This window comes from Bradyrhizobium sp. UFLA05-125, from assembly GCF_059803515.1.
In genome coordinates this window covers 1-11,576 of sequence record NZ_JBANBJ010000130.1, presented here as the reverse complement: position 1 = coordinate 11,576, position 11,576 = coordinate 1, and the positions used below count along the sequence as shown (strand labels likewise).

The window sequence follows — 11,576 nt, the reverse complement described above, 5'->3', positions numbered from 1 at the left end:
ACGAAGCGCGAGAGGTTTTCCAGCGTCGGATTGCCCAGCGCCTCGATCTTGTTGAGGAACTTGTGGTCCAGCGTCAGCCGCACATCCTCGATCGCACGCTGAAGGAGGCCGAGATCGATCACCATGCCGGTCACGTGATCCGGCGTGCCGCGCAAGCTCACCTCGGCGCGGAAGGAGTGGCCGTGAATCTCCTCGCTCGCCGCGCCAAAGGTCGTACCCGACAGCGAGTGCGCCGCCTCGAAGCGGAATGATTTGGTCAATTCCCACATCTTGTGAACGTCAGTCCTATCTGATGCCGAGCGTCTTGTATGTGCAGCATTGGCGTGCCTGTCCGTCACGACGCGGCCGGAGAACTGGATCGGCCGTTTCCGAAGGATCGGTTGCCCAATTTGAAACTACAGGGACTAGAAACGTCAATAGCCCCATCTGAAGATCGCAAGCATACCAGCTCATGAGTGAAGACTGGAAATGGCATTCACGCCGGCAATCCCTACGGCATGCGTTGCGAGGGGCAAGAAGCTTCCCATGATCAAACATCGATTCTTCGAGCGGACGTCATTCCCGGCGGGCATTAATTTCATGATCCTTCGTCGCTTTCGCATTGAGGCACCCACGTTTAATCTCACTTGTGCGTAGTTAGTGAGATCATCTGCGCACGAATGCCGTCACTACCTCATTCGGCGACAAACAGCTGGTCATAGGAGAGAGATCATGAGACGCACAGTACTAGCACTTTCCGTCGTTCTCGGCGCCGGCGCTATAGCAACCGCGGTCTTCGCGCAGCAACCACAGCTTCCACCGCCCGACGATTGGCACGCCACCGGCCGCTACCTTCCTGAATACACGAAAGATGGCGACCTTATTCTGCCAAAGAACTTTCACGAATGGGTCTATGTTGGTTCGCCAACAACGCCAAATTTTTTAAACCGGCCCCAAGCAAACTTCCCTGAATTTCATAACGTATATATCGAGCCTGGTTCTTACGAGATCTACAAGAAAACGGGCGTCTTTCCTGAAGGAACAATTTTCGTAAAGGAACTGCAGCTCCTGCAGCCCGCCACTAATCCGGACGGTTCGCGAACTGAGCCATCGGGGCGCGGATTCTTCCCGGGCGCGTTCAACGGCGCGGATGTGACCGTTAAGGACACCGAGAGATATAAGGCAAGCGACGGCTGGGGCTATTTCAACTTCAACCACTTCGAACCCAAGGCGGCCAGCGCCAAAGTCCGGCCGGTCGAAGAATGCGGCTACTGCCACATCGCAAGCGCGAAACGGGATGACGTGTGGACGCAGTTCTACGCGTTGCTCGACCAGGTGCCGGTGCCGCCCGGCCAGACCATAAAAAAGTAAGGGAGAACTAAGATGAAACTCCTCGGAAATGCGACCGTCGCGTCCGCGTCCATCATCGTCATGACTGTCGCGTGTCTTGTCTCGCAGCCCGCAGTTAGCCAGCCCGCCCCTGCGCAGGATCAACTTGTTGATGCGGCAGGCAACATGCATATCCCGAAGAACTACCGAACCGGCTACGAATTCCTTGGGAGTTGGTCTGTCGCAGGTGAGCAAGGTGCTAAAGAGATGCACGTCGTCTACGCTTCGCCCGGAACTGCGGAGGCCTATCGCGCGACGGGGAAATTCCCCGAAGGCTCGATCCTGGTGAAGGAAGTTTACGGCGCGGCCACCTCGGATATGACGACTGGGACGGTCAGCCATCAAGAAGTTCTCAAAGGGTGGTTCATGATGGTGAAAGACAGTAAGAACAGTCACCCCGATAATAAGCTGTGGGGCAATGGTTGGGGTTGGTCTTGGTTCAACGCGGGTGACCCGCTGAAAACGACCTCAACGAACTTTCGCTCAGATTGTCTAGGCTGCCACATCCCTGCCAAGGCGACTGACTGGATCTATGTGCAAGGCTATCCCGGACTGAAAAAGTGACGGATCGTTAGCCAACTTCGCCTGAACCTTATGTGGGTAAAACCGGACTGGACAAAAGGGTAGAGTCATGAAGCCTAGCAAAAAGCTCGGCAGATGTGTTTGTGGGTCGATGATTATCTTTGCGGTGTCGTTTTCGGCACCTCAAGGGTGTCTAGCGGCCAATCCCGCTGCCGACAAAAAAATCACAAAGCAATTCCTCACGTCGGGCCAAGTGGACCTGGTACGGGAGGTGGTGAAGCTGCCGCTCCATCGCGGCCGTCTTGCCTCGGGAGAGACTGTTTGGTTCGTGCTTACCGACGTAAGTGATTTCGCCACTTCGAAAGAGATGGGGCTCACATGGGCGCCGAGTCTCGGTTTGGCCAAAGACTTGGCGAGCACACGGGTTGCGGAAATGGACGACTCGGGTAACTTCATGTTCAAATCGGGCCGGGTCGATTTCTCACCGTCGCAGAAGTTGGTGGGGGGCGAGGCGCCCAATTTCTTTCCCCCTAAGATGGCTCGCGCGGGATCTGTCGGGGATGCGCACTACGGCCCGTTGGTTCGAGTGGCTAACCGCAAGGACATTGTCTTTAATGCCCCAGTCATCGCGTTCGATGTCGAGCCCGAGAAAATCGCGTTCTGCAACGGCAGTCCTGATTACTCTGTCGTGACGGACTCCGTGGCGAGCATCTGTCCTGATAAGGGCACTGTTGACTTGAAACTCCGGTTTGGCTTCGCGAACGGCAAACACCTGCGCTATCTTAGTTTCGACGCAAATTCCGAGGAGTCGGCGACCCTCGAGTCGTCAACCTTTGCGCCGGCGGAAAGCGACATTCTTCAGAGCGGCGCGATTGAGGTAATCTATACGATAGTGAACGGCAGCATGGGTGCGAAAGATCCGAACCGCCAGGGGCTCAACAGCGCTCTCAACGGAGAGGGGCCCTCGCTCGACGTCCTCGCGCACTTCACTGAGATCAGCGCCGGATACTCTCCGATGTGGGACGTACGACTGGCTGAGTGGAGCAAGGAGGCTATCTCGAAGGATCAAAGGAAACTGATCACTGACGGCGACGATCTCGAAGCCAAAAGTGCGTCAGGCTTACTGGTGAGCCCTGCGGGGGGGCCGGTGAAAACGACGGGGAATCTGGTGAATTGTCCCGTCGTAGGCTTCACCAATGAATAATCTCCTGGCTCGATAACGACGCCCCCCCCCGTTCATGCGGGGGGCGCAATCGGTGTCTCAACCACTGACGCTTCCCTCCGGCGTCGATATGAGTGTGATCAGCACGCCCTCGGGCCCGACGCCTCTCTGTTTAGGCGTCGTGGGCTCTCACGACAGATGCGCGATCTTGAAGGAGCGGGTTGCCGCCACCTCAGTCGTAGCCCAGCAGAAGCGGCGGCTCGACTCCAACGGAGACCGCGAGCCGGTCGGCAGTTGCGGCAGCGACGCGTGTAGCGTCGCCGCGCCGCGTTCGTCCCCATGCCAACGCTTCGTCGACAACATCCCCGCACTCGGAAGTGTCGACAGCTTTCAGGTCGATCGTGGGATTTGTTTTGTAGTCTACCGGCTTGAGACGCGCCACCGCGCCGGGATCGCCCGTCTAGGCGACCACCCGCGTAGATGATCCAGCTTCAACGCCAAGGCCGTTTCCTCTCGATGTCGGTCCAAGCCCGCTGGCCGCGAGACCATGCCGCACCGAGGAGTCGGCTGCTGCGCCCTGAGAGTCTCTGAACAGCAACGTGAACCGCTCATCGAATGGCCTGTAGCCCTTCAAAGGTGGGACGAGAGAACCATCGCATCAAGAAACCGGGTCGTGTGCGCGTGCCGGCCTCGCGGTGCCCCGCTCAAGGTCGCTGAGCGCGGGCGTCGACTGGAAGAGAAGCGCAGGGGCCATTGCAGGTTCTCAGGATGAGTTCGGAATGAGCTGCATCGCGCATGGCACCGCGCCAAAGGTTATCATCCGAGTGAGAATCTGAAGGTGGTGTTCGGCCGTCCAAACCTCGCCACCTTGTCGCGATGTGAGTGACTTCGGGGGGAGCGGCGAGGCCCTTGGCAAACGCCCTTACTACTCACAACGCCGTCGGGCTGTGCCCGCAGCAGGCCACCGACACACCGCGACCGCCTTCAGGCGGCATTCTCCGCCGCAACTTTCAGTGCGGACGGACGAAGTAGCAGGTGTAGCCGTTCGGATAGCGTTCCAGCTTATCCTGGTGCTTCACTCTCGGCCTCCCAGAAATCGCTAGCGGGCGAAAAGCTCGGTCACCACCTTTCCCGGCGACAACACCCCGAGTCCTCAACGTCGGCGATGGTGTCTCGGGCGACGCGGCGGTGATCCTCGCTCGTGTAGAAAATCGCCGACGTGTACTTTGCCGCCTGTTCGTTTCCCTGCCGTGAGAGACGTCGAGTTCGTGGATCTGGAAGAAGAACTCCAGCAGTCGCCGGAAGCTCGTCTGATTCGGTTCGAATGTGATCTCGATCGCTTCCGCGTGCGTGCCGTGGTTGCGGTATGTGGCGTTCTTGACGTCGGCGCCCGGATAGCCGACCCGCGTTGAAACGACACCAGGCAGGCGCCGCACCAGCTGGTGGATTCCCAGAAGCTATCCTGCGGTCAGGATCGAGCGTTCTGTAGTCCCCCGATCGTTAGGCCTCCTGCTTTGCAGAGAGCTTCACGCAACTGCCGTTTCCCTCGCTCTTCAGTTGGTTGCGGTGGATGAAGCGAAAGGGAGGCCGAGTTTATCCAATATCTCAACCCGCCCTCGTGCAATCCTGTGCGAGCTGTCAACGTTCTCGACGACGTTGCGGCCTCGAGGGGCCGCATTTTCTTTTTGACCGCGGCACTATCATAAAGAACGCTAGTCATGTCAGCGCTCCCGGCATGAAGCAACGAATGTGCGGTTCGTTGGTCAACTGAAAACCGGAGCCATACCACACCCACACCAGCGTGCTATGGTCCAAGTTCGGGTCGGTAACAAGGGCATCGTCCGGAACATCAACCCACTCGGTATCGTCATTCTTCATGTCCTGACCGTTGGACGCGGCTCTATAGAGGTCGGCGCTCTTGGGCACCAGAACCCTAAAATGGCTTTCGTTCTTGTTTTGAGTGGTCCACTCGGCATCCCGAAGATGTAAGGCGTCGGAGCCATCACAGCAGGGACCAGACTTACTGCGGAGCTTGGCAAACCACGGGTTCAGCTCCGGGTGCATCGCATCGTGACCGTAGGAAGCTGGCGGGGTCATCGTTCACATTAGCGCGATACCCAGCATGCACATGACGATCATGTAACAAGCCAAGATGAGAGGACCGTAGTTCTCGGTGGGGGGAAGACTCGACACTACGGTCCCCTTCATCCGGCCTTGCCAAAACCGACTCCTTTGGATTGGGGGCGTCGGGGTGGAGTCAGTCTTGGGTGCTTCAATCATCCAATCACTCGGTTATGCTCAGGGACGAGCCACCGGATAGTGCAGAAGCGAGCGGAAGAGACTGGCGTTCTTGTAGAGTGCAGCCATGGGACTGGTGCTTGCAATCAGCTTTCGCGTCGAACAAGAAACGGAGCACGCAATGGGCAGCACACGACTTCGCCAAAGGCGGGGAGACGCGGTACCGCTCGGGAGTCGAATTCGCGCCCCCTTCGGGGCTTTTCCTGTGGATCGGCATTTCGCGGTGCTCCGTTTTATTCTGCATTGAAGATAGGCACCGGCTCGTCGACCGTCCAATCACCTCCGGCTATCGAAACGATGCCATGAGGATCGACACTGAAGGGTTTCAATCAGCCGGGGCCGATGCACTTGCCCCGAGACGGGCCCCACATTGCTGGAACAGGACTTTGAATCGACGCTCGCCGCGATACCGAGCGGCTACGGCGCAGGCGCGCACGAGGGGCTGCGGTACGGCGTCAGTGCGCGGAAGTCTCGCAGCGGAACGCGGACCAGCCTGTTCGCGCGAGCGCTCGAGGGCGACGACGTCGTCAGCTTCAACGTTTACCGGCCGAGGTCGTGTGAGAACTCGTCGGGTCCCTGCGAAATGCCGGCCGAGTGGTTTCGAACGACGTTATGCGCCGCTGCCCACCGAGCGGGCGCAGGGCTCAATGCGTCCCGCCACGTTCGGGAGGATCACCGCTGAGCCGGCCTGTGCCGTCAACGGCAGCGGCGAGCGGCGACGCGATCCACATCACCGGCCAATACGCCTCGACAACAGTAACGGCCAAGGGCTGACGCGGACGTGCTGCCGAACGCGCATCCGTACGCTGTGACCGCGACGAGGCCGCCAAGCCGCGCGGCCCCATTGTTCACCCCATTTCAACGCGACAGCTTCTACCTGGCTACTGTGTCGGGGAGCGGCTGGTCTTATGTGAAGCTCAGGGCCGACCGGGTTCCTCAAGGTGCTCGGCGACAAGAAGCTCGGCTTCGCGGACTAGCAGGCAACAGGCAGTACATCAGCGTCGAGAAATTCGGCGTCAACGACCGTGCCGCGCTCCTGCTGATGGACTACCCAAACCGCCGGCGCGTCTCAAGATCTACGCGCTCGCGGAATGGAGAGAGCTGAAGGACTGCGCCGATCCGGCGAGGCTCCTCGCGTGGCTATTAAGCCAGGGTCGAGCGCGCGGTCTTGCTCCTCCTTGAGTTGCTCGCAGTACATCACGCCGCGCTTCACCGAGCCCGAGTTGGAGCAAGCGCTCGAGCCGGTCAGGTAGCGCATCGTAAATCTGGAAAACGAGATGAAGGCGCTCAAAGCCGCCATTTCCTCCCGGTCAGCACGGCGAGTTGGGCGCAGCCGGGGACGAAAGCCGGGACGCGTGACAGTAATGCGGTGCTCAGCCGATGACCTGCTGTTATCGATTGCATGATCAAGAAACATGATCGCCGCGGCGCGACGGGCCCTATTCTTCGAGGCAGTCCAGCGGCCACCACTGGCTGAGACGGTCGGCGTCAGCGACTGGCCTGCATCGTCACCAGCCCGATAATCGCTTGCAGTCTACAGCAGGAGGATCAAAATGCCGCGTATTGCCATACCGAAGCGCGAGAACGCCCCTGCGGCGTCTAAGCCGATCCTCGACAACGTCGATAAGATCCTGGGCTTCGTGCCCAACCTGCACCGCCTCATGTCGATCAGCCCGAACACGCTCTCCGGCTGGGCTACCCTGATGGGATCGCTCGCGAAAACGCTGGACGTCAAGACGAGAGACGGGATAGCGCTGGCGGTGTCGGAGGCGGACGGGTGCGATTACTGCCTGGCCGCGCACAGCTTCACCGCGGGCAACCTGGCCAAAATCCCGGCGGACGAAATCGAGCTGAACAGGGAAGGCCGCTCGAGCGATCCCAAGCGCCATGCTGCGGTCGCCTTCGCGAAAGCGCTCATCGAGACGCGTGGCAAAGTTTCCGACGCCCAGTTTGCGGCGGTCAGGAATGCGGGATGGACAGACGCCAACATCGTCGAGATGATCGCGCTGACTGCCCAGTTCCTTTTGACCAACTTCATGAACAACGCGGTGCAGACCCCGATCGATTTTCCCGAGGTCAGTCCCGCGAAGTCAAGTTAGCGCGAGGTACCCTCCTTACGTGAGCGGAGGGCCGGAGAATCCAATGTCTCGACCCCGCGTCCTGATGTCGGACGGCACGAGGGCACTCGGCGACCACATCCGGCCGCGTGACGAAGGCCCAGTCGGGGACGCAGGCAGCCGCGCCGCGAGTAGAGCAAACAGTCCAACAGTCGCCGCTCGCCTTCCGATGTAGGATCATCGCCATGCGCGGCACGACGCTGGAACCGGCGTCGATCATGAGCATGGTTTCTTGGAAGGCTCCAGCCAGAGAAAGTGTCCGTCCTCGGCGCAATCTCGACAATCGCGCAGCTGCTGTCGGGCGTTCGCGGCAATCGCTTCAGTTATTCGTGTATCGCTGTTCATGCCACGGATCGCCATACATGTGTTACCCTTGCAACTCCGCGGCCTCGTCATGCTCCGTGAGCTGAAGCCCGTTCACCCACTTGCCGACTTCCAGAAGTAGATGCTGCACGAGCGGGCGCGCCGGCCTCCGTTGTCGCGCGGGAGGGGCGGGCCTTGCTACTTGAGCGCAACCATCGCCTTACCCGTCGCGAGGTCCGCGAGTGCCACGTTGGTGGCGTATCCGTTGTGGCAATGTGCGAGCGCAAACGGAGTGGGTGCGGTAAGTCCAGCGTCAGCGACGATATCATCGACGGCCACGCCCTCCTAAGCAGTGTTGAGCTTCGACCACGAGGTCATGCAGTGGATGTCTAGTGCCATCCTGGTTCGTGGGCGCGCGTTGAACTCCAACTAGCTCCACGCTTTGACCCGCGCCGATCTTCAGCAGGAAAGTTTAGTCCGAGGGATCGATCCGCGGCGTGGGTCCGGCCGTAAGCAGTGGCAAATTGTCGACGAGGTGCTGTCCCGTTGGAAGCGGTCCGATGGTTCCGATCTAAATTGACGGAGCTCGCTGATGCCCCGCGGCAGGCCTTATGGTCTTTCTGCCGGCGCATTGAATCGAACCGAAATCCCGGTCAGGTAGCACTGCACGACCTGCCCGGTCTCGAGCTCTGCCCGCGCGCTCTTTTCGCTCGACGTGGTGATCGCGGCCCAGCGACGGCGCTTGCCGTGACTCCTTCGTGATGGTGAGTATGGTAGCGGGTCATGCAGTGAAATAAGTGCTGCACGAGGCGGATGATGTCGCGACACCGCCGCCGTCTCGTTATGATCTCACCTACCTGGCGCGGGGCGACTACCGATGATGATGGCGAGTGAGCGACGATTTGCGCGCATCCGCATGGCAACAGCCAATCGCTATTTCGGAGATGGCGCGTGGAATGTCTGCAACCATCGGGTTGCCTCGCAGGCGATCGCGCAATTGCAAAGCTCGCTGTTAGACTCGCGTCCGACCGAGCACAACTTTCTTGGAAGCGTAAGCCGCACCAACTGCTCGTGTCTGCGAAAGACGTCCGCCACAGTTCTCCGGTTGCGGTGGACGGCGCGAAAGCTCAGTGCTCTTCGGTCTCGAGACCACCGACATGCTTCTGGGTGTAAAGCTCGAGCCCGATCCGGTTGATCAAATCAAGCTGCGTCTCGAGGAAATCGATGTGGTGTTCCTCGTCCGCCATCAGGTTTTCGAACAGGTCGCGGGTGACATAATCCTTCACGGAATGACAATGCGTCGCCGCCTCTTCGTACAGCGCACGCGCGCTCAATTCGGCGGCGAGGTCGCAATCGATGATTTCCTTGACGTTCTGGCCGATTCGCAAGGGGTCGAGCACCTGCATGTTGGGAAAGCCGTCGAGGAAGATTACCCGGTCGGTGATGCGGTCAGCGTGCTGCATCTCCTCGATCGACTCCTTACGCCAGACTTTAGCCATGTCCAAGAGGCCCCAATTGGCCAGCAGCCGGTAATGCAGCCAGTACTGGTTGATGGCAGTGAGCTCGTGACGCAGTCCCTTGTTAAGGTACTCGATGACTTTGGGGTCGCCCTGCATGATGAACTCCAAGGCTAGAGGACGGGTCTTGGCCTTTCGTAGTTTAGAACGCTACTGAGGAAAAACAAGCAAGCAGCTATCCCCGGGGGCGAAACCGAGAAGCCCCTATCCAGCAAATCCTGGGAAGTTGGGCGCTGCGGGCGCGACTTTGGGCTCATCCTGCGGGGCATCCGTGATCCGGTGCGGGCGGCCGGCCTGAAAGGCTAGTGCACTTTCCCTATACGCTTGGTTGATGATCGTGCTGATGGTGCGCGCGCAGCGACCACATTCGGCGCTGCAGCCAAGGCAGTCATAGATCTGTTTGGCGTTGCGGAGCGCATCGTCGGCCGTGTTCATAGCTTGGCGAACATCGTGGTCGCTGAGGACATTGCAGGAACAGACGATCATAACGCGAAAAAGACCTTCAGCGATGCGACGACATCGATATGGGACGGCGCCAGGGCGCGTTGGAGGTTCCAAGCAAGGCGGAGATGATTGGGTGGCGCCCGCACCGGGAAGTCAGCCCTGACGGTTGATCTTTGGAGATCAGCAGAAATTTGTATGATCACTTGCGGCGACCACTAGCCGCAGAGCCGAGGGAGGACGCGGGAGCGCCGCTCCGTGCCGGGCCAAGATTGACGCTCTCGGTTAGCATAGACGACACAGCTGGAATCTGTTGCCCCTGAGTAGCAGCCACTACTGCGTTTCGGGTGTTATTGAAGACCTCTTCGATCCCCCTCGAGGAAACCATCTGCGTAAGAAGAGCGTTCATCAGCTGACTATGTAGCTCATCCGGGTCTTCAACGACCTGGCCAGGCGCTGCTGAGCTCAGGATCAACGCGTTCTCACTTGTTTGAATGGGTGCAAGTCCGTGGGAATAAGCCCTGAAGCGCCGCTCGTAAGGATTGCGGCGTGAGGCCTCAATGACTACGAGCCTGACGCGAGCTCCGGAAGCCTTGAGTTGCGAAAGGAGATAGTCAATGCTTACGCCTTGTCGACGGACATCTTCTTCACTCCAGATCTTCGCATCGACTGGGATTAAATAGTTCTGTCCGTCAGATTGGATGCCGTAACCGCCAAAATAGACTAACACAATTGAGTTCAAATGTACTTTTGCCCTTAGATGATCGATTGCCTTGGTCATGTCGGGGCGCGTCGCATTGTCAACGGCGTCAACCAGAAACCCATCCTTACGAAGAGTATTTGTCAAACCTTCCGCATCACGCGTCGTTTGGGGAAGAGGAGAGCCGGCATCGGGATAGGTTGAATTGCCAATCACCAGAGCTAGCCGATTAGTATCGAGGGGTACGGATTCACCGGACCATATGGGCGCGTTCATGGGCCGAGGCGTTTCCAACCGCATTGTCCTGTCGAGGCCGGTTGAGAGCAAGCCGAGCAGGACCGCAACGCCGACTAGTATTTTGGGAGCTGTCATTTTATTATTGTCTTCAGTTCAACGAGGAAACGCTCCTCTCCGTAAGATGGCTTGGCGCTACCAGCAATTCGCGCAACAGTCGCGCCCGGTCGCGTGCCGCCGTTGCGTCCTTCAATTGCGTCGCGCCGTCCAGTAGCCTGAGCATCGCGCCATTCCTAAGTGGCCGCTCCAGGTCCCCCGACCGGACGTTGCGAACAATTTGCCCGCACCCGTGGCATATTTGTCTTGGACCGTCACCGAAGCGCGAACCGCACCGGATTTTGCGACGTAACCTCGAAATCTCACGAGATTGGGATGCGTGACAATTCCGTTGGTCACGTCGACAGTAAAGGTGTAACTGGAATCGCAGGTTCCTCTTTGCGTCACGAAGACGAGGTCCCAGGAGCCGTCGTAGGCCGACCGCCCATATGCTGCCGGTGCAAAGATAATCAAGCAGCTCGCTGCCGCGATCAGAAGGGAACGCTTTGTCATGATAGTTCTCCCAACTAGTTGAAGCGGACATCTACAGGGCGACGCTGCCGAATCCGTCGAAAGTGACCCAAGAGTGACGCGCGCACGATCGGGACCGGTAAAATTTCTCAAATAGTTGACTAGCGGCGGCTTGAGAGAGCCGCACGCTGCCAACTTTGGCATCACCACCAACCGTAAGAGAAGCCGGGATAGTAATAGGTGGCATAGCTCGAATATGAATTATAGGTCGGATAGCCCCAGTACGAGTTATGGGTGGGATAGCCCCAGTACGAAGGGTAGGGATAACCGCGCCGCACGCGATAGCG

The 11,576-nt window shown here is 58.9% G+C and carries 10 protein-coding genes and 2 pseudogenes; 4 read left to right on the top strand and 8 right to left on the bottom strand.

Annotated features, from left to right (window positions below):
- A partial coding sequence (locus tag SO156_RS44695) for a 6-pyruvoyl trahydropterin synthase family protein (RefSeq protein ID WP_498539298.1) occupies positions 1–269 on the bottom strand: 269 nt, incomplete at its 3' end.
- Positions 270–711: 442 nt separating this feature from the next.
- Between SO156_RS44695 and SO156_RS44690 the strand changes: the two genes are divergently transcribed.
- From SO156_RS44690 to SO156_RS44680, 3 genes are all read left to right on the top strand, one after another.
- Positions 712–1,350 (top strand): cytochrome P460 family protein, encoded by a 639-nt coding sequence (locus tag SO156_RS44690; RefSeq protein WP_498539297.1) that lies wholly within the window; start codon positions 712–714, stop codon positions 1,348–1,350.
- A gap of 12 nt (positions 1,351–1,362) precedes the next feature.
- Positions 1,363–1,932: a cytochrome P460 family protein gene (locus SO156_RS44685; protein ID WP_498539296.1), complete on the top strand. Its 570-nt coding sequence runs from the start codon at positions 1,363–1,365 to the stop codon at positions 1,930–1,932.
- A gap of 67 nt (positions 1,933–1,999) precedes the next feature.
- Positions 2,000–3,094: a DUF7482 domain-containing protein gene (locus SO156_RS44680; protein ID WP_498539295.1), complete on the top strand. Its 1,095-nt coding sequence runs from the start codon at positions 2,000–2,002 to the stop codon at positions 3,092–3,094.
- A 223-nt stretch (positions 3,095–3,317) separates the two neighbouring features.
- Here SO156_RS44680 and SO156_RS44675 read toward each other — a convergent pair.
- The 3 genes and pseudogenes from SO156_RS44675 to SO156_RS44665 form a co-directional block, all read right to left on the bottom strand.
- A pseudogene (locus SO156_RS44675) lies at positions 3,318–3,512 on the bottom strand (transaldolase); the annotation flags it as partial.
- Between the two features lie 550 nt (positions 3,513–4,062).
- Positions 4,063–4,506 (bottom strand): annotated as a pseudogene (locus SO156_RS44670) (peptide-methionine (S)-S-oxide reductase MsrA).
- A 262-nt stretch (positions 4,507–4,768) separates the two neighbouring features.
- Positions 4,769–5,149: a hypothetical protein gene (locus SO156_RS44665; RefSeq protein ID WP_498539294.1), complete on the bottom strand. Its 381-nt coding sequence runs from the start codon at positions 5,147–5,149 to the stop codon at positions 4,769–4,771.
- A gap of 1,754 nt (positions 5,150–6,903) precedes the next feature.
- Here SO156_RS44665 and SO156_RS44660 point away from each other — a divergent pair.
- Positions 6,904–7,449, top strand: a complete 546-nt coding sequence (locus tag SO156_RS44660; protein WP_498539293.1) for a carboxymuconolactone decarboxylase family protein — start codon at positions 6,904–6,906, stop codon at positions 7,447–7,449.
- A 1,448-nt stretch (positions 7,450–8,897) separates the two neighbouring features.
- Here the strand turns inward: SO156_RS44660 and bfr are convergent.
- The 4 genes from bfr to SO156_RS44640 all read right to left on the bottom strand — a co-directional run bounded on the left by bfr (position 8,898) and on the right by SO156_RS44640 (position 11,271).
- Complete coding sequence (gene bfr, locus SO156_RS44655; RefSeq protein ID WP_498539292.1) at positions 8,898–9,386, bottom strand: bacterioferritin; 489 nt, start codon at positions 9,384–9,386, stop codon at positions 8,898–8,900.
- A 105-nt stretch (positions 9,387–9,491) separates the two neighbouring features.
- Positions 9,492–9,773, bottom strand: a complete 282-nt coding sequence (locus SO156_RS44650; protein ID WP_498539291.1) for a (2Fe-2S)-binding protein — start codon at positions 9,771–9,773, stop codon at positions 9,492–9,494.
- 157 nt (positions 9,774–9,930) lie between these two features.
- Positions 9,931–10,704, bottom strand: a complete 774-nt coding sequence (locus tag SO156_RS44645) for a caspase family protein (RefSeq protein ID WP_498539290.1) — start codon at positions 10,702–10,704, stop codon at positions 9,931–9,933.
- A 207-nt stretch (positions 10,705–10,911) separates the two neighbouring features.
- Entirely contained in the window at positions 10,912–11,271 is a 360-nt protein-coding gene (locus SO156_RS44640) for a hypothetical protein (RefSeq protein ID WP_498539289.1), read from the bottom strand.
- Between the last annotated feature and the right edge of the window lie 305 nt (positions 11,272–11,576).